Annotated in this window: 17 protein-coding genes; 9 read left to right on the top strand and 8 right to left on the bottom strand. The window is 44.3% G+C overall.

What is annotated here, in order from left to right; genetic code table 11:
* Positions 1-166: 166 nt before the first annotated feature.
* The 3 genes from L1D55_RS03150 (at position 167) to L1D55_RS03140 (ending at position 2693) form a co-directional block, all read left to right on the top strand.
* The gene (locus L1D55_RS03150; protein WP_239916486.1) at positions 167-910 is read left to right on the top strand and encodes a 5-oxoprolinase subunit PxpA; all 744 of its coding nucleotides are present in this window, start codon (positions 167-169) and stop codon (positions 908-910) included.
* A gap of 93 nt (positions 911-1003) precedes the next feature.
* Positions 1004-1750 (top strand): carboxyltransferase domain-containing protein, encoded by a 747-nt coding sequence (locus L1D55_RS03145; RefSeq protein WP_239916485.1) that lies wholly within the window; start codon positions 1004-1006, stop codon positions 1748-1750.
* Entirely contained in the window at positions 1743-2693 is a 951-nt protein-coding gene (locus L1D55_RS03140; protein WP_239916484.1) for a biotin-dependent carboxyltransferase family protein, read from the top strand. The genes L1D55_RS03145 and L1D55_RS03140 overlap by 8 nt, the downstream gene beginning before the upstream one ends.
* Positions 2694-2775: 82 nt before the next feature.
* On the opposite strand, the gene L1D55_RS03135 is transcribed toward L1D55_RS03140, so the two are convergent.
* The 3 genes from L1D55_RS03135 to L1D55_RS03125 all read right to left on the bottom strand — a co-directional run bounded on the left by L1D55_RS03135 (position 2776) and on the right by L1D55_RS03125 (position 7877).
* Complete coding sequence (locus tag L1D55_RS03135; protein WP_239916483.1) at positions 2776-4230, bottom strand: FAD-dependent oxidoreductase; 1455 nt, start codon at positions 4228-4230, stop codon at positions 2776-2778.
* A 532-nt stretch (positions 4231-4762) separates the two neighbouring features.
* Positions 4763-7201 carry an ABC transporter permease gene (locus L1D55_RS03130; RefSeq protein WP_239916482.1) on the bottom strand — a complete coding sequence of 813 codons (2439 nt, stop codon included), beginning with the start codon at positions 7199-7201 and terminating at the stop codon, positions 4763-4765.
* A 1-nt stretch (position 7202) separates the two neighbouring features.
* On the bottom strand, positions 7203-7877 hold the full coding sequence (locus L1D55_RS03125) for an ABC transporter ATP-binding protein (protein WP_004738017.1): 675 nt from the start codon (positions 7875-7877) through the stop codon (positions 7203-7205).
* On the opposite strand from L1D55_RS03125, the gene L1D55_RS03120 reads away from it, so the two are divergent.
* The 5 genes from L1D55_RS03120 (at position 7876) to mrdA (ending at position 15811) form a co-directional block, all read left to right on the top strand.
* On the top strand, positions 7876-8499 hold the full coding sequence (locus tag L1D55_RS03120) for an arylesterase (protein ID WP_239916481.1): 624 nt from the start codon (positions 7876-7878) through the stop codon (positions 8497-8499). The two genes, L1D55_RS03125 and L1D55_RS03120, sit on opposite strands and share 2 nt — an antisense overlap.
* Before the next feature lie 81 nt (positions 8500-8580).
* A complete protein-coding gene (gene fabV, locus L1D55_RS03115) occupies positions 8581-9780 on the top strand; it encodes an enoyl-ACP reductase FabV (protein ID WP_239916480.1) in 1200 nt (399 codons plus the stop codon).
* A 179-nt stretch (positions 9781-9959) separates the two neighbouring features.
* Complete coding sequence (locus tag L1D55_RS03110; RefSeq protein WP_239916479.1) at positions 9960-11867, top strand: EAL domain-containing protein; 1908 nt, start codon at positions 9960-9962, stop codon at positions 11865-11867.
* A 120-nt stretch (positions 11868-11987) separates the two neighbouring features.
* On the top strand, positions 11988-13643 hold the full coding sequence (locus tag L1D55_RS03105) for an ABC-ATPase domain-containing protein (protein WP_239916478.1): 1656 nt from the start codon (positions 11988-11990) through the stop codon (positions 13641-13643).
* A 269-nt stretch (positions 13644-13912) separates the two neighbouring features.
* Positions 13913-15811 carry a penicillin-binding protein 2 gene (mrdA, locus tag L1D55_RS03100; RefSeq protein WP_239916477.1) on the top strand — a complete coding sequence of 633 codons (1899 nt, stop codon included), beginning with the start codon at positions 13913-13915 and terminating at the stop codon, positions 15809-15811.
* Between the two features lie 79 nt (positions 15812-15890).
* Here the strand turns inward: mrdA and L1D55_RS03095 are convergent, their stop codons facing one another.
* Together L1D55_RS03095 and L1D55_RS03090 are read right to left on the bottom strand one after the other, a co-directional pair.
* Positions 15891-16526: a DNA-J related domain-containing protein gene (locus tag L1D55_RS03095; protein ID WP_239916476.1), complete on the bottom strand. Its 636-nt coding sequence runs from the start codon at positions 16524-16526 to the stop codon at positions 15891-15893.
* A gap of 163 nt (positions 16527-16689) precedes the next feature.
* Complete coding sequence (locus tag L1D55_RS03090) at positions 16690-17529, bottom strand: 2OG-Fe(II) oxygenase family protein (RefSeq protein ID WP_004738026.1); 840 nt, start codon at positions 17527-17529, stop codon at positions 16690-16692.
* 199 nt (positions 17530-17728) lie between these two features.
* Between L1D55_RS03090 and L1D55_RS03085 the strand changes: the two genes are divergently transcribed.
* Complete coding sequence (locus L1D55_RS03085; protein ID WP_239916475.1) at positions 17729-18334, top strand: DUF2238 domain-containing protein; 606 nt, start codon at positions 17729-17731, stop codon at positions 18332-18334.
* A gap of 93 nt (positions 18335-18427) precedes the next feature.
* On the opposite strand, the gene L1D55_RS03080 is transcribed toward L1D55_RS03085, so the two are convergent.
* From L1D55_RS03080 to L1D55_RS03070, 3 genes are read right to left on the bottom strand one after another with little or no spacing between them, the layout of a single operon-like run.
* Positions 18428-18679, bottom strand: a complete 252-nt coding sequence (locus L1D55_RS03080) for a hypothetical protein (RefSeq protein WP_004738029.1) — start codon at positions 18677-18679, stop codon at positions 18428-18430.
* A gap of 19 nt (positions 18680-18698) precedes the next feature.
* Positions 18699-19604: a DMT family transporter gene (locus L1D55_RS03075; RefSeq protein ID WP_239916474.1), complete on the bottom strand. Its 906-nt coding sequence runs from the start codon at positions 19602-19604 to the stop codon at positions 18699-18701.
* 36 nt (positions 19605-19640) lie between these two features.
* Positions 19641-21332: an SgrR family transcriptional regulator gene (locus L1D55_RS03070; protein ID WP_239916473.1), complete on the bottom strand. Its 1692-nt coding sequence runs from the start codon at positions 21330-21332 to the stop codon at positions 19641-19643.
* Between the last annotated feature and the right edge of the window lie 87 nt (positions 21333-21419).

Below are 21419 nucleotides of genomic sequence, written 5' to 3'. Positions count from 1 at the left end.
TCACCTAATATACAAATAGATATTAATCCTTTAATCAATAATTAAACTATATACGAAATGATATACCGTTGATTTTTCGGCATCTAAAGTTTGAATTAGATCACGGTTTATTTATGGCATTTATAAGACCGTCATTAGTAACTTTAACGTAAAGGATTAGCACCACGTGACAACGAAGATTTTACTTAATTGCGACATGGGAGAAAGTTTCGGCAACTGGAAGATGGGCGATGATGAATCGGTCATGGAATGGGTTGATATGGCAAATATCGCCTGTGGCTTTCACGCGTCTGATCCCCACGTGATGTCAAAGACTATTAAACTGGCCCAGCACTATCACACGCAAATCGGTGCCCACCCCGGTTATCAGGATCTCGTTGGGTTTGGTCGCAGGTCAATTCCCCACAGTATGGACGAAATCAGTGAACTCGTTTGTTATCAAATTGGTGCATTACAAGCCCTGTGCCGTTATCACCATACTAGTGTCGGCTACGTGAAACCTCACGGTGCGCTTTATAACGATATGATGGCAAATACAGATGTATTTAATGCCGTCGCGCAAGCCGTCGCGGAATTTAACATCCCTCTTATGATCCTCTCTTCTTCTGACAACCAACAATACTTAGACATCGCTGATGATCACGACTTACCCCTTTTGTTCGAAGCATTCGCTGATCGAGCCTATTTAAACAATGGTCACCTTGCGCCACGTTCGCAGAAAGGCTCGGTGTATGTGAACCAAGACGATATCTACAACCAAGTGATGCAGATCGTTAATTACGGTTCGGTCACGACCATTGAAGGTGAAAGGCTACCTATCGAAGCTGACACCATCTGTGTTCATGGTGACAATCCTCAATCCATCGCACTCATTAGAAAAATCCGACAAGATCTCAACGCGTTTAATTAATAGCGGCGTAATCCTCTGCTCCCTACACAAGAACAGGAGGAAACACTCATGACGCATGAACACGGAAGTTGGAATAAAACGTATGGAAAGCAAATGACGAAAAACGAGATAAAACTTAATGTCGAGCCTGTTGCTGAATGCAGTGTACTTGTGACACTACAGCCATTACCCGCAGGCTCTAGCGAGAGCAATGCACAATATATGGCCCACTTTTCAGATGCTATTCGCCAGAGCTTAGCCACAGTATTGATGAACGTCACTCCTGCGTATAACACAATATTGGTTGATTATCTGCCTTACCGAATTTCGGAAGAGCACTTTATTTCTCAACTCAAGTCGATACTGACAGAGGCAATGGCGACATTTTCAAGTAAGAACAATACTCGCAACATTATCGAGTTGCCTGCCTATTACTCAAACGAAACGGCCCTTGATTTAGATAGATATCAGGCTAAAGGTTTATCGCTGGACGATATCATTCACTATCACACTTCTCAGACTTACAGTGTCAGCGCTATTGGCTTTATTACTGGTTTCGCCTTTATGTCAGACGTGGTTGAACAGTTAGTTTTACCTCGCCACTCTACTCCACGGCTCAGTGTCCCGAAGGGAAGTATCGCAATTGCAGATTCAAAGACTGCGGTTTATCCGTCAGATTCTCCAGGAGGATGGAATATCATCGGTAATTGCCCTATTTCGTTGTTTGATCACGCTCAGTTGACTCAGGCTAACCAAATGCACGACCAACTTTCTCTTCTGAATGTGGGTGACTCTGTGCGCTTCAAAGCAATATCAAAACAAGAGTTTGTCGAGCTTGGAGGAGATGTAGGCCATGGTTAAATCAGTCAATAAAGGGAGCCTAAGCATCGTGAAGCCGGGGCCTTTAAGTATAATTCAAGACTTTGGACGTTTTGGCGTTTCTCATCTTGGTTTAACACAAGGGGGGCCTGTAGATGACTACTCCTATAGTTGGGCAAATCACTTATTAGCCAATCCCGTTAATCAAGCGGCGCTAGAAATCACTCTTGGTCAGTGTTCTCTGCAAGTCAATGATGACTGTGAGATGGCGATTTGTGGTGGTGACTTACAGGCAACTTTGGATGGGAAACCTTTACCCAACTGGAGTACATTTCAAGCGTTTAAAGGGCAAATGCTTTCGTTTGGCTTACCGAAGAATGGACTCAGGGCTTATCTCGCGATTAAGGGTGGCTTCGTTGTTCCTAGAGTCCTCAATAGCAGTGCAACAATAACGCGTGAAAAGATAGGCGGATTAACTCAAGATGGTGAGCCTTGCCAAGTTGGAGACCAATTAATTTTCACTAAGCAAGCTCTCACCAAGCACTTTAAACCTATTAGTGCCACCTTCCGTTATACACCTGATTACAATTTGCCGGTTAACTTAAGGGTTATTGAGAGCTACCAGAGTGAGCTATTCTCAGAGTCAGCCAAGGAGACGTTTTACAACTCACCCTATATTGTGGACCAAAACTCGAACCGTATGGGTTATCGTCTTAGTGGTGAATCGGTTCACTCTCCAGATATATCACTGTTATCCGAAGGCATTGCGCTAGGTGCTATACAGGTACCACAAGATGGGCAACCTATTGTTCTGCTCAATGACAGGCAGACCATTGGCGGTTATCCAAAGATCGGGTGTGTCGCAAGAATTGACTTGCCACGTTTAGCGCAAGCAAAGCCTGGGCATAAGATTTCATTTAGTAAGGGTGACCGTTTGGGGTTGCAAGACGTGTGGTGTCAGTGGGCAAGGTTCTTCGGCTATTGATACTGAGCTTTCAGCCACCGTTGATAATTATGGCTGTTAAAGAATAAAAAATCGGCTTACCTAAGTAAGCCGATTGTTCGTTTTAGTGGTGGTCTTGGCCTGAAACTTTCGCTAGCGCATTTGGGTATCCACGTTCTTGGGTTAACCCTATCGCTTTGTTTTCAATATCGTTTAACTCAAGTGACATTGTCACTGAATGTGTCTCTTCAATCGAGTCAGACTCTGGAATATTGAACCAGTGTTGAGCCACCTTCTGCGCAGCTTCTAATGTTGAAGACGCCTTTACTACTTCAAGCCTTGCATAGCGTTCACCACAGAAAGAGACATCTGAGGCTCTTAGGCTTGGGTCTGTGCCTGGAATTTGTTGAGCGCCGAACAGAGGTTTTCCGCCAACTTGAGCAGAACTAAAGCTCGGAATGAACTGCGACATATGTGTAATTGCCGCACGTGTTCTCAGTTCGAGCTGTTCTTCACTCCAACCAGATACAATCTTCTTGAGCAGTTTTGATGGTAACTGCGGTTGAGAAGAGTCTGTCGAAGATGATACTAACCCGCCCTCAAACAGCGTGATCCCTTCCGTCATACCGTGAAGTTGGAATACACCGTCTGCGTATGGTGTTAATTGAGCCATGCCTTGCGGTGTGCCTCTTGGGCCATGAAAGATAACCTCCGGCCACTCTTCCTTGCATTCTTGGGAATATGGCCACTCTGTGACGTAAGCGGCTTTAAACTCAACGAGTCGCTGCTGCTTCGAACCAACAAAGTCATCCACGATGCCGGTCTCAAAGCCACTGGCGTTAATCAAATAATCAGTGGTTAGTTTACGACTTTGATTATCAACGTCGGTATAAGTCAAAGACCAACCTTGCCCCGTTGATTGAACCGATTGTAAACGGCTGTTAGTCAGCACGGTGCAGTTAGCTTGTTGCCCCAACGAGAGCTGAGCGGTCGCAGACAGTCGGAATACACTCCAACCGTACTCTTGAACCATAGCGACAGGATATTTAAGCGTGTCTAAGTCGGTATGCTTCGCAAAAGGAATGCACCACTCATCAAGTGATGTCGGTTTCAGTGGTTGTGTTTTCTTAGCAAGCGCGATGAGTTCTTCTTTGCTGCAGAGCTTATAGTATTCCTCGGGATCACCAAGCACTTGGTTGCTTTTATCTTGTTTAACAAGCTCAGCATAAGCGTCTTTGATTATTTTGAGGCGAGGAAGCAAGTCCATTGGGTCACCACCATCACTGTGTGGTACAGCAATGATAGTAGGACGAATATTGATCGTGTGAGGAAACAGACGAACAGTATCAATAGACTGAGTAAGTAACTGAAGACACTGCTCTACAGAAATATCTCGATACAAATTGCCGCCAGCGTGTAGGTGGCAAATCGGTGGACCATTAACCAAACTCGGCCCTTTTTCTAAGATTGTGACCTTAAAACCCAACTCACTGAAGTGAATAGCGCTTGTTGTTCCGGCTATACCACCACCAACAATGGCAATAGAAGCTTGATTTATATCCGTTTTGTTGTGGTTCATCGTGTTCTGTAGAATAAGATTAACTGACGCTATTCTACTTTTGTTCGAGGACGAATTAAAACACATTTTTATCAAGGTCTTAGGCTCCTTGATATTCGAATCTATGTAAAAAACTTAAATAATCTCTTGACTCAATAACTCCGAATCCTAATTTCGAGGTTATTCTAACAGTCAAATTTGTCCTAAGTGACGCCACACAAAGGCTGTCTCAGTACTTGTAAAACAAAGATGTTAACTTATCCCTAAAGTTATCCACCGTTTTTGTGGATAACTGTTGATAACGTTCTCGCTAAGTTGCGCAAACCCTTTATTTACAGGGACTAACCTCTGTTTATTAAATCGACATAAAGACACATTAGGTTTCATTTAATGCTAAGAAATGTCGATTTTAAGGCACCCAATCCCTAATTTAACCCGGTCGCTGGTTAAATAAAAAGCGGCCTAACTGTGGCTTCTATCCTTGGCTGGCACCTTGGTATAAAAATTCACAATCAGACCGCTTCAACAAGCTATTTGAGCGTTTCTATCTTAACTATCCAAAATCCTTATTTAAAGGCGCTAATAGACGTTTGATTAAGCTGTTAACCACAGCAGCGAGGGTTATGAAAGTGAGTACAGGTAAAGCAACCCACAATATTGGATGCAGTGACGGTTCTAACTCAAATCCAAAATTCATCACACCGGCCACACTCATTTCAGAACCGAGTGCTGCTATTGATCCCGCAACCAATGCCATTAATCCATATTCACACCATATGGTGTTGAGGATACGTTTCTTGCTTGCCCCTAGCGTACGATACAAACGTATCTCTTGTTGTCTTTGAGATAAGCTAAGACGTAACAGCGTAAAAATAAGTAATAGCCCAGCGACAACACCAAGTGCAGCCAGCACGGTAATAGACCAAACAATCTGTTTGAGTAGCTCTTGGATCTTGCTGCCCATCACTCGGATATCCATCAAACTTACGGTTGGGTGGTTCCGAGAGAGTTCACTGAGCATAGAATTGTGTTGATCTTCTAGCCTAAAGCTAACCAGCCAAGTAGAAGGTATTGAGCTCAGTACGTCTGGGGTGAAAATGAAGTAAAAGTTTGGCTTCATTTCACGCCATTCCACTTTTCGGATGCTATTGACCTTAGCTGATACATTTTGACTGTTGATAGTAAAAACAAGCTCGTCGCCAATATTCAAACCTAGTTGCTCGGCAACATCAGATTCAACCGATACGCCCTGCTCTTGCGTCCAATTGCCTTCAAGTACTTCATTATATTCTGGTAGCGATTCGCCCCAAGTGAAGTTAATTTCACGGCTGAGGGCGTCGGTACGCTCTGAAGTATCACTGTATTCAGAGGCTTCGACACCATTGATTGTCGTCAGTCGTCCACGAATGATTGGGAATGCTTGCGTGCGTTCAACTTGGTTTTGATCAATAGTTGCAAGGTAACTGTCTTTCTCATAGCTGGCTATGTTAAGCGCAAATGCATTCGGTGCATCCTCGGGCAAGGTTTGTTGCCAATCTGACAACAGATCACTCCTTACCAACCAGATGATAGACAACAGCATCAATGATAGTGCCAAAGATCCAAATTGAATGCCCGTCGCAAACGGTGTGCGATTGATGCGGCTGATAGCCAAACGCATTGAGGTCGATGTTGGCAACTTACTAAACAGTCGCAAGACAACAGTGCTCACCAAAGCGAGAATCAAGAACAAGCCAACGATTCCTGCAAGAACAATCCACACCAACAGGTTATCACCATACATCAACATCATTGGGATGATAGGCACTAACAACAACGCGAACTTCTTATAGCTATCTTGTACCTTGTGACTTGATTGAATGACGCTGATCGCCGAGGTATTGACTAGTCCAAGCAATGGAATGCCAAGTGCTGGTACACCGATTAGAATACTCGATACGATGGCAAGAATAGCAGGCTCGATACCATAGCTAGGAAGCGGAGAAGGCAATAAGTCACCAAGTGGAATACGAAGAAGAAACTCTAGTCCGATCCCAATCGCGATACCGAGGACGGCACCAATAACGACCAGTAGTGAAACTTGTACTGATAGCCACTTAATGATCCACGGTTTGCTTGCGCCTAAACTTTTCAGCATGGCGATGGTCTTGCGGCGGCTCGCTACATAATGTTGGCACGTCAATACCAAGGTAGTCGCTGCCATAATCACGACAATCGCGACCGTTAGTGATAAGTATTGAGTGGTGCTCTCAAACATATCATTAGTACGGCTTGCTGAATCTTGCGTACGCCAACGATCGCTTGGAGTTAATTCGATACTGTCTTGAGCTGCTTTAAGTTTTGCATCATCACCGTTTAAGAACAGTCTGAAACTTACACGGCTTCCCGGTTGAATAGCCCCTGTCGCGTCGATGTCATCATTATGAATCAGTACCGCAGGCATCTGTTGGAATGGGTTAAAGCTTAGCCCCGGTTCTTGAGTTATTCGCCCTGTAATGGTTAGGTCAGCGTCGCCGATAGTGACATTGTCACCTATTTCGACTTCCAACTGCGCGAAAATGCGTTCGTCGAGCCACAACTCACCGGGCTTAACGTGATTACTCGATGCATTGTCTGCACCCTCTAGAACCATCTCACCGCGTAATGGGTAATTACTCTCCACCGCTTTAACTGTCACCAACTGCATCGAGTTATCGCTAAATGCCATGGTTGAGAAACGGGTTAACTGAGAGCTTTCTAGTTGCTCTAGTTGCGCAGTGTCTAGCAGTGGTTGTGGGATTGGGTTTGCTGAGATGAACACACTGTCAGCAGTAAGTGCATCTTTCCCCTGTTTTACGATGACCTGCTCCATGCGTTCAGCCAAAGCTGATAGCGCAAAAACACAGGCAATGATCAGTGTTAAAGCGATCGATACCGGCCATAGCTGACCATGTCGAATCTCTTCAATGCTCCATGAAAACAGGCGTTTGTTCAGTCCGTTTGATGAGTTCAATTTAGACTTCCTCTATCTGTCCGACATGCATCTTAAGCGTTCGTTGGCAGCGTTGTGCTAGCTTAGGATCGTGTGTCACCAATACCAGTGTGGTGCCATGAGAAGAGTTCAGCTCAAACAGTAATTCGACGATTTTTGCTGCGGTTTGTTGGTCTAAGTTCCCCGTTGGCTCATCAGCAAATAGAATCTTTGGCTTAATCATAAATGCGCGAGCTAAAGCCACACGTTGTTGCTCGCCGCCCGATAGTTGAGATGGCAAATGATCGAGCCTGTCTTTTAGACCAACCGATTCGAGCAAGGCTGTTGCGCGTTCTATATCTTCGTCTTCGCCTTTCAGCAAACATGGAAGTGTTACGTTTTGTAGTGCAGACAAACTAGGAATTAAAAGAAAACTCTGAAAAACAAACCCAACCGACTCGCTTCGAATTTTCGCTCTCGCTTCATCATCAAGCTGAGATAACGGTTGCCCTAGCAAATGAATTTCGCCTTTTGTAGGCACATCAAGCCCTGCAAGTAATGTCATCAAGGTCGATTTACCGGCTCCCGATGTGCCGACAATCGCGACTGTCTCACCTTCACGAATATCAATATCGACATGCTCTAGGATTGTTAAATGTTCTTGATTAGTAGACACTGTCTTGGAAACAGCTTCTGCTTTAATGATGGATGTATGCATGACTCAACTAATTTCCTTTTTGTTCTTTGTATTATTTTCTACCGCTTCTCTTGCTCAAGACTCAGCGCCAAACCAAGAGTCTAAGTTACTCATACTTGGCGACAGTTTGAGTGCTGGTTACAACATGGATATCAAACAGAGTTGGCCAAGTCTGTTACCAGATGCTCTAGAGAAACACGACAAAGCGGTGATCGTGGTCAATGGCAGCATTTCTGGTGATACAACGGGTAACGGTTTAGCTCGTTTGCCACAATTGCTTGAAGATCATGCTCCAGATACGGTTCTCATCGAACTGGGTGCGAACGACGGTCTTCGAGGTTTCCCACCTAAGCTGATGTCTTCAAACTTGGATCAAATCATCAAACAAGTTAAAGCCGCTGGTGCCAAACCAATCATGATGCAAATTAAAATTCCGCCAAATTACGGCAAGCGTTATAACCAACAGTTTGAATACGTCTTTGCAGCGTTGGCTGATCAACAAAATGTGCCGCTGCTGCCGTTTTTCCTAGAGCACATCATTCTAAAACCGGAGTGGATGATGAACGATGGGCTACACCCAAAACCAGAAGCTCAACCTTGGATTGCTGAATTTGTCGCCGAAGAATTATATCAGTATCTTTAAGTTTTAATGGTCTAGCTCAATAAATTTTACACAGCTTTACGTTAGCCTGAATGCATATCACCGTTAACTGTAAGGTTATTTATGCTGATCGAACCTGTTATCAAGGGTGTGGTAGCTAAAAGCGCTCACCCTCTTGGCTGTCAAGAAGCCGTTAAGCAACAAATTAAATTCGTTAAGAGTGCGCCGCAAATCAAAGATGGCCCTAAACGAGTCTTAATCATCGGCGCTTCCTCAGGCTTCGGCCTTGCCGCTCGTATCGCTCTAACCTTTGGTGGTGCACAAGCCGACACCATTGGCGTCTCATTCGAACGTGGTCCCAACGAGAAATCCCTTGGCAGTGCTGGTTGGTACAACAACATCTACTTTAAAAAAGAAGCGGAACGCGAACAGCGCACAGCTATCAATATCGTAGGTGATGCCTTCTCTAAAGAAACACGCGCTCAAGTTGTTGAAGCGATAGAAACCTACTTCGAAGGTGAAGTTGACCTGGTTATTTATAGCTTGGCTGCAGGTCTTCGCCCTAAACCTGGTTCCGATGAGTTTTGGCGTTCTGCTATTAAACCTATTGGCGAAAGCGTGACAGGCGCGACCATCTCACTTGAAAATGATAGCTGGGTTACTAACACCCTTGAAGCCGCAACAGCTGAGGAAGAAGAAAGTACTCTCAAAGTTATGGGTGGCGAAGACTGGGAAAGCTGGATAGATGAACTCATTAATGCCGAATCTATCGCTCCTGGTTGTAAAACTATTGCCTTTTCTTACGTTGGCCCTGAAGTGACACATCCTATTTATCTAGACGGTACTTTAGGTCGCGCAAAAATCGATCTTCATCAAACCAGCCATGCGCTTAACCTTGAGTTAGCTAACTTTGGTGGCAGTGCTTATGCGACGGTATGTAAGGCATTGGTGACCAAAGCAAGTGTATTTATCCCAGGCTTAAGCCCCTACTTGCTTGCGTTGTACAAAGTGATGAAAGAGAAACAGACGCATGAAGGCTGTATCGAGCAAATGCAGCGCCTGTTTAGCACTAAGCTCTACGGTCAATCCAAAGTACCGCTTGATGGTGAGCGGTTGATACGAATGGACGACTGGGAACTAGATCCAGAGACGCAAGCTCATGTGACAGAGTTGCTCGATAATATGGATGAAAACAACTTCCAAACCCTAGGTGATTACCAAGGATTTAAAGATGAATTCTTGCAGCTAAACGGTTTTGCACAACCATCAGTCGACTACACTAAGAAGCTGAATAGTGAAGACTTTATAAAATTAGAGCCTTAGTCGAAATTTATCTCATTACTGAGACCCATATTCACATTTGAAAACCTCTGCAAAATTGCCGAGGTTTTTTTGTGCAACATTTCTTATACTTAATTAACGTAAGATTCACAGTTTTATTTGGTTCATCATAATTAACACAGGATGTGTTGATGCATTTAGCATAATTGACTCGGAGTCATATGAAGAAAATAAAAACACTCGATTTAGATATCCCAGACGATATGGAGCACGGTTGGCAAAATATTGTCGATCTCTTAGCTCAAATTACTCAAGTGCCAGCTGCGCTTATTATGCGTGTTCACTCAAATTACATTGAAGTATTCTCAACCAGTCATAGCGAGAACAATCCTTACAATAAAGGTGACTCAGAAAAGTTAGGCAACGGCCTTTATTGTGAAACAGTAATGGAATCGCAACGGCGCCTACTCGTACCGAATGCGCTCAAAGATCCATCATGGGAAAACAACCCCGACATTGAACTGGGCTTGGTCTCATATTGTGGTATTCCCCTCCTTTGGCCAAATGGAGAAATCTTCGGAACCATTTGTATCTTGGACTCGAAGGAAAATCACTATACGCCCACTTATATCAAATTACTTGAGAGCTTTCGTACCTCAATAGAATCTCAGCTTAAAACCCTCTTCCAACATGCAAAGTTAGCTCAAATGAATCGCGACCTAAAAAATCGCGTATACACACGAACTAAAGATCTCGCTAGTCTGAATTATTCTTTGAATCAAGAAGTTGATAAGCGTAAAGCGGCTGAACAAAAAATCAATTTTCAAAAGAACCACGATCTCGGGACCGGCTTCTTGAACCGCAATGCGTTTGAGTCGCGCCTTAATCACAAACTATCATCACAACGTCGACTCACTGATTGTTCATTCGCCGTCATTCATATCGGCTTCACTAATGGCAGGCGTATACAAGCGCGATACGGCTACAACGCGCTAGACAAAGTTTTGGTGGAGTACCGAAAACGTATCGACAGCATTTCTGATATCGACGTATTAACAGCACGCCCTACTTCTGTTGACTTGGTATTAGCGTTCAGCGATAAGGACTTGCACCATCGTCTCGAAGAGCTCTGTCAAACACTAGTAAAGGTTGGCCACTCCGAATTTGACATTGATAAAGATAAAGTTCACCTGCACGCGTTTATTGGCATTGCGACCACCAACAATGAAGATGATGCTGAGAGCATTCTCCAGAAATCCTCTGAAGCTATGCTCGCATGCAAAGATTCCGGACAAAAGTTTGCGTATTACTCTCAGTCTCATACTGATGAACAAAGTCATATCAACAAGATCGAAGGTTATTTGCTACAAGCGGTACGTAACGATGACTTGATGCTCTATTTCCAACCTAAAGTGTGCCCGTTAACTCACCGCTGGGTGGGAGCTGAAGCTCTACTTCGTTGGCGACACCCAGTTTTAGGCGACATTTCAAACGAAACCTTAATACACATGGCCGAGCAGAACGGATTGATTTTCGAAGTCGGTAGCTTTGTACTGCGTAATGCGATTGAAAAAGCCAAAGAATGGTCTGAATACGTTGAAGACTTCAAGATGGCGGTTAATGTGTCTGCGGTGCAGCTCAAGAACGCGCACTTTGCTGAGCAAGTCGTCCATTTACTGGAAACCTATCACCTTGAACCTCATTTCTTAGAGCTCGAAGTGACAGAAAGCGGACTCATTGCAGATGAAGTGGTGGCAAAGAACACGCTTGAAACATTGCATGACATAGGCGTGACATTGTCACTGGATGACTTTGGAACCGGCTACGCGTCATTCAGTTATCTTAAGAAGTTCCCATTTGATGCAATCAAGATTGATAAGAGTTTCATCGACCAGATGCTCGACTCGAGTGAAGACTCTGAGATTGTCCGTTCCATCGTCCAGATCGCGAAAAAGTTGGATCTGAAAGTGATGATTGAAGGGATTGAATCAGAAGTTCAGGAGCAGTTTATTATTGATGAGGGCTGTGACGTTGGCCAGGGTTACCTTTATGGCAGACCGATGCCATGCCAAGAATTCGAGCATAGCTTAGTCAATCAAAACTATTTAGGGACAACTCGTTACGCTTAAAGCAGAAAAGCACAGTTAGTTTTGGATTTAGGCCTAGTTTCTCTTTACTCTATAGGTGGTGATTTTTATAATCGCCGCCTTTCTGTTTTTATCTTCCCCTTTATATAGGCATTCCTCGTTATGGATCAGTTGACTGCAAAGCTTAAAAAGCTCGAAAAACAAAACTACCGTGCATATCAACAAATTAAAGGTCAATACGACTTTGCTGATTTCGAATTACACATCGACCACATTCAAGGTGACCCATACGCGTCAGCTTCTCGTTTTCGTGCAACACGCGCGTGGTCGTTAACTGGGTTAGATTGGCTGAAAGAAAAGTCTTATGAATACCAAGTAGCGGCTCGTGACTTTATTGCACGTAGTTTTGCTGAGTTCGCAAAACAAGAAGCGACCGTTTCTATTGCATTAACGGGTCAAACAGTACTCGACAACACCGCCGTTGTGTTTACTGAGCACGGTATCGAAATTCGTTTCCGTATTAACCTACCTGCTGATGGTCGTAGCATTCTTGCGAAGAAAGCGAACAATATCATCACCTTCTACCTGCCGAAGTTTATCCGCCGAGCAACGCTAGAGCGTGAGCTGAACATTGATGCAATGATCAAACACTGTGAAACGATCGAAGACCAAGAAGCGCTACGTGAACAGCTAGATGAGCATAACTTAGCGGCATTTGTGGCAAATGGCAGTGTATTACCACGTATCGCGGGTAACTGTGACCTTCCAATGAAAGATGCGGTTCCTTTCACAGCACCAGAATCACTGAGCGTTACGTTAAACACGCCAAACCAAGGCGACGTAACAGGCTTGGGCATTCCTAAAGGGATTACATTGATCGTTGGTGGTGGTTTCCACGGTAAATCGACACTATTGAATGCGGTTGAGCGTTCTATCTACAACCATATTCCTGGTGACGGCCGCGAAGGCATTGTGACTGCCATTGATACCATGAAGATTCGCGCTGAAGATGGCCGATGTGTACATAGCTTAAACCTGTCTAACTACATCAATCACCTTCCGATGAAGAAAGGTACGTCTGATTTCAGTACTCAAGACGCTTCGGGCTCTACCTCTCAAGCGGCTTGGCTACAAGAGTCGATTGAAGCTGGTGTTCAAACGTTATTGATTGATGAAGATACATCTGCGACCAACTTCATGATCCGTGATGAGCGCATGCAGGCATTGGTTTCAAAAGGTGACGAGCCAATTACTCCTCTTGTAGACCGTATTGGCCAACTACGTGATGAAATGGAAATCTCTACCATCGTCGTTATGGGCGGTTCTGGTGATTACCTTGACGTTGCAGACACTGTGATCCAAATGCACGACTACCAAGCGGTAGATGTGACAGAGAAAGCAAAAGACGTGATTGCCCAGCACCCTACTCAGCGTACTAACGAGTGTGAAACGCCATTAGAGATGTTTGTTCCTCGTTCATTGAACCGTGCTTCACTGATGAACATCCTTACTGATGGTAAGTTCCGTGTAAGTGCTAAAGGCAAAGAGTCTCTGCGTTTTGGTAAAGAGTTTGCAGACTTGTCTGCACTAGAGCAACTTGAATCAACGTCTGAAGTCAACGCGATTGGTTGGGCTTGGTTCCAGTTTGCACAAACGCCTGGCTGGACGAATAATCCAGCAAAAGAGTTCAACGCGATTCTAGGTAACGATTGGCACCAAAACATGCCTAACTACGGTGACTTAGCGAAACCAAGAACGTTGGATGTTATGGCGGCTCTTAACCGCATGCGTAAGTCTCAGTTCAAGCCTTCGAACTAAGTTCTATTTAATAACAAATAACGGCTCCCAAAAATGGGGGCCGTTTTTATTTCTACGAATCTTAGAACAGCACCCTATCGAGCCACAAATGTTAAGTAACGAACTTTGTGCACGATAAATAAGCGGGTGATGCGCCCTACAATCCATTTTCCATAATTTATAGAACTCTGGTTATCTTTGAGAAGCTCATAAAACATGACATTGTTTTTACGAAGCTATGGTAAAGTCCGCCTAAACAAGTGTAACTAAATGTAACAGGCTAAGATTTGATGTACCACAAACGCGTAAAAATGCGTGATCATAAAAGTGAAGTAAACCTGTTTAGAAACCGTGTTATTGTCGCATTCATAGGTATTCTGCTTTTCACTCTCGTCTTAGTCGGTAACCTATACCGACTTCAAGTTCAAAACTTTGATAGCTACCAAACCCGCGCTGACGGGAACCGAATTAAAGTGCTCCCTATCGCCCCTACACGAGGGCTAATCTACGACAGAAATGGTGTGTTGTTGGCTGAAAACAAACTGGTGTTTTCACTCACCATGATCCTTGAGCAAACAAAAGATGTAGACGTGATGCTAAGCAAGCTCAATGAGTACATCCCGCTGAGTGAAGAACAAATAACGCGTTTTAAAAAGCGCTATCGCAATACCCGCCGCTTTAAGTCCGTTACGATATTAGAGAACCTGACGGAAAAAGAGATCGCAAAGTTCTCGGTTCACCAATACTTGTTTCCAGGACTGACAATCGATACCAGCTTAAAGCGTTTCTACCCTAACGGTGAAGTACTGACCCATGTATTAGGCTACGTTGCACACATCAATGACAACGACCTAAGAAAACTAGAAGAACAAGGCAAAGAAGCGAATTATCAAGCAACAACTATCATCGGTAAGCTTGGTGTTGAGCGATACTACGAAGATATACTTCATGGTCAAAAAGGCTATCAAGAGGTTGAGGTAAATAGCCGGGGCCGTGTCGTCAGAACCATAAAATATGTTCCACCAGTAGCCGGGAAAGACATAGTGCTCAACATTGATCTTGAACTGCAAAAGTACGCGTTTGAGCAGCTTGACCATCGCACTGGTAGCGCGGTTATTCTCGACCCGAAAGACAACAGTGTTTTAGCAATGGCATCAAGCCCGAGTTACGACCCTAACCTTTTCGTTGATGGCATTTCTAGTAAGAATTACCAAACACTACTCAATGACCCTGCCCATCCATTGGTAAACAGAGCAACGCTAGGTGTTTATCCGCCTGCTTCTACTGTAAAGCCGTTCATGGCTGTTGCAGGCTTGGAAGAGCATGTAATTTCAGAAAATACCATTCGTAATGACCACGGTGTTTGGCGTATCCCAGGTTCTAAGTCTAACTCCAAAGCGTGGCGTGACTGGAAGCGTTGGGGCCATGGTCCGGTTGACGTAACACAAGCAATTGAAGAGTCTGTGGATTCATTTTTCTATCAAGTGGCATTTGACCTAGGTATCGATCGGATCAGTACATGGATGAACCGTTTTGGATTTGGTAAGCCATCAGGCATCGACATATACGAAGAAAGTAACGCCAACATGCCGACTCGAGATTGGAAGATGATGCGCTACCGAACGCCTTGGTATCAAGGTGACACGGTACCGATCGGTATTGGACAAGGGTACTGGACTTCGACCCCGCTGCAACTTGCGAAAGCAACCTCTGTGTTAGTCAATCACGGTAAGGTCATGCCTCCCCATATACTGCGAGCAACACTCGATCATGGTGAAGACTTTGAGACCCAACAGCTAGTCGAACCAAAGCAAATGCCATCTATTGACGAAGTTCCAGACAAGATCTGGGATGTGTCGATTAATGCGATGCGACTAGTGAACCATGGCAGCCGTGGTAGCGGCAGGAGAGCGTTTAAAGGAACCAAGTACACAAGTGGTGGTAAGTCGGGTACATCGCAAGTATTTGGCTTGGCAAAAGATCAGGTGTACAACTCCAAAAAGCTTGAAAGGCATCTACTCGACCATGCGCTCTACACTGCCTTTGCGCCTTATGAACATCCGGATTATGTTGCCACTGTCGTTATTGAGCATGGTAATGGTGGTTCTAAGGTCGGTGCGCCGTACATCCGTAAAGTGCTTGATTACGCATTCGAACATAAAAGCGGTGTGAGTAAAGGTCACTCATAACTGATAAAACGTAAAAAGCCCCACTTGTCTAAAGTGGGGCTTTGTCGTTCATAAACCACAATACATCTAACTGAGAATTTTAGCTTCGCAAGACGTGCCACGCTTCGCACAATCTTTGAAACTGAGCCGTGTTACCTTGATCTCGATCTGGGTGCCAGCGCAGTGCTAGCCTTCTCCACTGCTTACGAATTTCCTCTGGGGAAGCGTCGAGCGGTAATTCAAATAGACTCAATGCGCGGCTTCGATCCATGTCTGTTTCGACACCACCCACATACTTTTTATATCGAGTCCAAAACTCATTCAATAGCCTTCTAACTTCACCCTCTTCGGCCTCATAGTTTGACCAGTCGATATAGTACTCACGCAACGGGTCTTGGTGGTCAATAGCGTGTGTGCTTCCATGGTATCGGCCACACATTAGCTCTATGTTCATCGCCTGAACTTGAAGCCAATTATCTGGGTAGAGTGTCTCTTGCAGTTGGTAGAGTGCGTTCATGATTAAGAAGTTCTTCTTGAATAACTCCTTCTCTGGAACTTGGTCTAACACTGGAACGAAACCGAGTTCATTAAGATGTGCGGCCAGGGTATGCACCTTCCACCCACTTGGCTTTTGTTTCAGCACTTCCATTATTGGCCAGAGCAACGGGTTTTCCATATGAGCATGAAAATGACGGCTTATGTCTTGGTGGCTCGATGATTCTGGGTTGTCTAACATAATTGATTGGGCCCGTTACCATATGCATTTGTGTGTATTATTAATTGAAAGCGATCTATCGCGGTTTGTCGAGTTTCAAAATAAACAAATTTCAATTAGTTATATGTTCTAACAACAAAAAGGCCAGCGTGATGCTGGCCTTTAGAGTATGAAGTCTGACTAATTAGATAACGCCTAGTTCTCTTAAGCGCTCCATTAGGTACTCATTTGCTGTGTACTTTTCAGATAGCACCACTTCTGGTTTAGGGTGCAAGAAAAGAGGCAGTGAGATGCGTGATTTTTCTTGGCGAGCGCCAGTTGGGTTAATTACACGGTGAGTCGTTGATGGGAAGTAGCCACCAGATGCTTCTTGAAGCATATCACCGATGTTGATGATCATGTTGCCGAAGTCACAAGGTACATCAAGCCACTCGTTGTTTTGAGATTTAACTTGTAGGCCTGGCTCGTTTGCTGCAGGTAGCACAGTAAGAAGGTTAATGTCTTCGTGTGCTGCAGCGCGGATAGCACCTGGTTCTTCATCACCTTGCATTGGTGGGTAGTGAAGTACGCGAAGTAGAGTTTGTTCGCTGCCGTTGATCATTTCTGATAGAGCGATAGAGAACTTTTCTTGTACTTCTTGAGGAGCGTGCGCTTCAACCCAACCTAATAGCTCTTGAGCAAAAGCATTAGCGCGTTGGTAGTAATCTAGAATCTGCTCTTTAAGCTGCTCAGGAATTTGGCCCCAAGGGTAAACGTGGAAGTACTCTTTAATGTCTTTTACCGTGTGGCCCTTTGCAACTTCAGACACTGAAGGTGGAAAATATCCATCTTGTGTTTCAACATTGAAGTGGAAGTTCTCTTTCTCCTCAGAGATAAAGAATTGGTACCAGTTCTCGTAAATTGACTCAACAAGCTCTTTCGGGATTGGGTGGTTTTTCAGTACGCCAAATCCAGTTTCACGTAAAGAGCGAACAAATTGTTCTGCTGCGTCGTCAGCAAGATAATCGACAGTTTCCAGTTTCATGACTTTCTTTCTTGTTATGTAGTGATACGGGGATTTTATGGATCGCTTTGTTGTAAATCAAACTTTAGTGAAACTCTCGCAACCGTTTGTCTAGATACTGGGCGATAACGCTACTTTTCAACAATTTTGGTAATTAAAACCCAATTGAACAGTGTTCATTATTGTGTAACTATACATCAAACTTATATAGGATCTGATGATGACAATTACGCCACTTGCTCAAAATAGACCTCTACTCTCGCTCACTGCGTTGTATCTCGTTGTTTTTCTATTCTCAGCGTTTGCACCGTCTTCAAGAGCAGTTTGGATCGCAGAAATCGTACCCGCCCTACTGAATCTTGTCGGGATTTGGTGGTTATCGACTAAATTAACGTTTTCAAAAACCGCTTATGTTTTGATGTTCATTTGGTTGGCACTGCACACGATTGGTGCTAAGTACACTTTTGCGGAAGTACCGTTCGATTGGTTTAATCAGTTAATTGGCTCTGAGCGCAACAATTTTGATAGAGTCGCGCACTTCTCTATCGGGCTTTATGCCTACCCGCTCGCTGAGTATCTAATTCGGAAGAAATTGGCTCAACCCGTGATTGCGTGCTTCTTTGCACTGTTTGCCATCATGAGTGTTGCGGCAGGCTATGAGATTATTGAGTGGTGGTATGCTGAAATCGCAGGTGGTGATGAAGGTATCGCTTTCCTTGGGTCACAAGGTGATATTTGGGATGCGCAAAAAGACATGCTATGTGATACGACCGGAGCGATCGTCTCACTGCTGCTTCTCAAGATTCAAGGGCGTACTAAAGTGTAGCCAAGCACTGCGTTAACTCAGTTTATTCAAGACACAATTTCAAATGCCACACGTGCTTTACGTTGTGGCATTTTTTGTATTTTAGCTTCATGGCTATTTCATAGTGACCTTACCACCCACGAACTTAAATGCGGGTGTGCCTCGTACTAAGGTATCTCGAGCAAACTCAATTCCACATTCAGGGCAAATGCAGGGCTCTGTCGTAAAGTCTTCAACAATCCTTTCCTTAAAACATTTTACGAGCGCACCCTTACCGCCTTTTCGATATTTGAATAACTGTGTTTTGCATTTCGCGCAAAATATTTGAACGGTTTTCGTAGGTTGCTTCTTATTTGGTTTCGCCATAAAGGTAACGTGCTGATTCTTATTGTTTAAGTTTAGGCGCTACAAGCACTAAGCTTATGCCGACTAATATGATGGTTGATGAAATAACGAATTGCATGGTGACAGGCTCCGAAAGCAACAGTACGCCACCGAGCGTTGCAATAACCGGAACCGAAAGCTGTGCGATGGATGCCACAACAGTATTGAGCTTCTTCACTACGTAGTACCACAAACTGTAACCTACCCCTGAAGCTACAGAGCCAGACAACACGGCATAAATGATCCCTTGTTCAGACATCGAAATATCAAGAGCTTTACTTGGTGTTACGAGCCACGGTGATATCAACACCAAGACAATCAAAGAACAGAACCCAAAGTTAGCCGTTGTTGACAGCAGAGCATTTGAAGATCGCTTGCCGGCCAAGGTATAAATACCCCATCCGATACCTGCCAATGACATTAGCGAAATTGAAACTAAATCAGGTGTACTGGTTGAACTGGTCGGCATCAGTAAATAAATAAGCCCTGAAACAGAGAGCAAACAGCCAGCCCACTCAATCAAGGACATCTTGTTACCGGAGATAAGATGAGCGGCAATCATGGTAAATTGCACCGCAACAAACAGTACTAACGCTCCTAGCCCTGCTCCCAGTTCTAAATATGCAAACGAGAACCCGAACATATAAACGATCAATGACACTATGGAGACTAGACTGAATTGAGATTTGAGCTTAGAAAACAGCGATGTGGGACTAGGCTCAGCTGTGTTATTGCTATTTTGGGACGCGATACCTAGCAAAATCAATAGAGTAAACGCGCCAGATAAAATACGTATAACAGAAAAACTCAAAGGATCGATGGTTTGATCCATCAATGCCCATCGACACAGCACAGAATTTGCCGCAAAAGCCACCAGCGTAATAAATGTCACTAAGACGGTTTGCATTATTGTTCCCTTGCCCTTTGAGAAGCTATTCGCGTATTAATCAACGTCAGGCTTAACCCAAACTTGGCTAAAATCGAACCAACCGAGCGCATTGCACTTCGCGTTTTGTAAGGTACCGCACTGGTCTTTGTTAACCCCTAACCAACAGTGGAACATAGGTATCAATTGGTTGCTTTGTACCAGTTGCTTACCAAGCTGCCTTGCTGGGAATTGTTCAAATTCACCTGAGCGCCAACGATCAATCATATGACACCATTGATCAAAGTCTTCTGCCGGGCTCGATTCATCAAGAAAACTGTAATCCATAAGCCAGCATGCCAACGCATCGTCTCTGTTATTTGCAATTCCCATAGGGTTAATCCAAATATCCACGTCATCCGCATGTGGTGGATCGGTTTCATAGCCGAAAAGCTCCACATCGACATTATATTGCTTGAGTACCGTAACGATGGCCTTAGCAAGCGTAGGAAACATAGGATGTTGGCATTGATATGCTAGTTTAATCGAAGGCTTAGTATCGGCTGGTGGACATACTGGGACTTTTAACTTGATATCGTACCAACCTGGTTTGATGCCGTAAGCATGCAATACGCCCAAATCAATAACTGTATCTTTGGGGATATGGACAAACAGGTCGGCAGCATTTAGAGCGTTAGACAAAAACTCAGCCCATGCTGGGTCCTTCGCGATACCTTTCTTTCTATTGAGCAGTAGATAGGTACATCCCGGGTCAAGTTCTACCTCGTCGCTATCACCGCGATCAGCCATAACAGGTTTCGAAAGGCTCGGATAAACCATCGATGAATAGGCTTCATCTACAACCCAAACTTCCACACGGTCGATCAAGGGCCTAAAACCAAAGTAGCCATTGAAAGCGGTTAACACGAGTTGTTTTTCGTCATTCTTCTCAATGCGATACGGCCCAGTACCAATTGGACGAATATCATAATCCTCACCTCGCAAAATCATCGGTAACGTTACTTTTGCGACAGATTCTGTGAGTGCAAGCGGGAAGTATTTATCTGGGCGCGTGAGAAAGACATCAACCACGCAATTAGCCGGAGATGATACGTCTTTAATATGGGAGAACATGTTGAGTGGTTCTAGCGCTAGCAGCGTATCAACTACATGATTTGTCATAAGTGGTTCGCCGTTATGAAAGCGAACCCCTGACCTTAAGAAAAACCGCCATTGATGATCACTGATTTTTTGCCAAGAATGCGCAAGGTCAGGCTGTAACTGGTCATTCTCATCCAAGCGAGTTAAACCACTGAATACTTGGCAGGCGATGTGTTGCTCTGAACGACGCATCGACTTGGTCGGGTTAAGCATGGAGAGCGGACGATAATAAGGCAAACGGATAACCTGTTCACCCTCTTGGTACTGTACGCCCAAGTAATTTTGGATGACTTGAGTAAGCTTCGCGGCATTTTGATCAAGGACAGACAGTGCCTGTCCAATCTTACCTTCTTCTAAATAGCGTCTAGCCAAGTTTTCGCTAACGTCACAACGATTCTGCTTGAAGATGAGTTGGGATAACTTACCTCGACCAGCTGCAGGTAGCCACTCTACCCAGCCCTCTTCTTCGAGTTTGTTGAGAACCATTCTAGCATTTCGACGGGTACAACAGAGCACATCTGTTATGTCATCGAGCTGAACATCAGAGTCTTTACCATCGAAGTATTCAAATAGGGTTTCGAATTGAACGCGAAGTCTTGGGCTACTCATAAAGAGGAAAACTTAATCAAGGCATATTGAATTCAGTTTCCTCATTTTATTAGCGAAAATCAATCTAACTGATAATGTTTTTACACA

Source organism: Vibrio sp. Isolate22, from assembly GCF_022398115.1.
Classification (GTDB): domain Bacteria; phylum Pseudomonadota; class Gammaproteobacteria; order Enterobacterales; family Vibrionaceae; genus Vibrio.
This window is presented reverse-complemented; position numbering and strand designations above follow the sequence as displayed.

What these genes read in the sequence shown, in the direction of transcription:
- L1D55_RS03145 (WP_239916485.1), top strand. Translation starts at nt 1,004, where the DNA reads ATGACGAAAAACGAGATAAAACTTAATGTCGAGCCTGTTGCTGAATGC.
- L1D55_RS03140 (WP_239916484.1), top strand. Translation starts at nt 1,743, where the DNA reads ATGGTTAAATCAGTCAATAAAGGGAGCCTAAGCATCGTGAAGCCGGGG.
- L1D55_RS03135 (WP_239916483.1), bottom strand. Translation starts at nt 4,230, where the DNA reads ATGAACCACAACAAAACGGATATAAATCAAGCTTCTATTGCCATTGTT.
- L1D55_RS03120 (WP_239916481.1), top strand. Translation starts at nt 7,876, where the DNA reads ATGACTCAACTAATTTCCTTTTTGTTCTTTGTATTATTTTCTACCGCT.
- L1D55_RS03125 (WP_004738017.1), bottom strand. Translation starts at nt 7,877, where the DNA reads ATGCATACATCCATCATTAAAGCAGAAGCTGTTTCCAAGACAGTGTCT.
- fabV (WP_239916480.1), top strand. Translation starts at nt 8,581, where the DNA reads ATGCTGATCGAACCTGTTATCAAGGGTGTGGTAGCTAAAAGCGCTCAC.
- L1D55_RS03110 (WP_239916479.1), top strand. Translation starts at nt 9,960, where the DNA reads ATGAAGAAAATAAAAACACTCGATTTAGATATCCCAGACGATATGGAG.
- L1D55_RS03105 (WP_239916478.1), top strand. Translation starts at nt 11,988, where the DNA reads ATGGATCAGTTGACTGCAAAGCTTAAAAAGCTCGAAAAACAAAACTAC.
- mrdA (WP_239916477.1), top strand. Translation starts at nt 13,913, where the DNA reads ATGTACCACAAACGCGTAAAAATGCGTGATCATAAAAGTGAAGTAAAC.
- L1D55_RS03095 (WP_239916476.1), bottom strand. Translation starts at nt 16,526, where the DNA reads ATGTTAGACAACCCAGAATCATCGAGCCACCAAGACATAAGCCGTCAT.
- L1D55_RS03090 (WP_004738026.1), bottom strand. Translation starts at nt 17,529, where the DNA reads ATGAAACTGGAAACTGTCGATTATCTTGCTGACGACGCAGCAGAACAA.
- L1D55_RS03085 (WP_239916475.1), top strand. Translation starts at nt 17,729, where the DNA reads ATGACAATTACGCCACTTGCTCAAAATAGACCTCTACTCTCGCTCACT.
- L1D55_RS03080 (WP_004738029.1), bottom strand. Translation starts at nt 18,679, where the DNA reads ATGGCGAAACCAAATAAGAAGCAACCTACGAAAACCGTTCAAATATTT.
- L1D55_RS03075 (WP_239916474.1), bottom strand. Translation starts at nt 19,604, where the DNA reads ATGCAAACCGTCTTAGTGACATTTATTACGCTGGTGGCTTTTGCGGCA.
- L1D55_RS03070 (WP_239916473.1), bottom strand. Translation starts at nt 21,332, where the DNA reads ATGAGTAGCCCAAGACTTCGCGTTCAATTCGAAACCCTATTTGAATAC.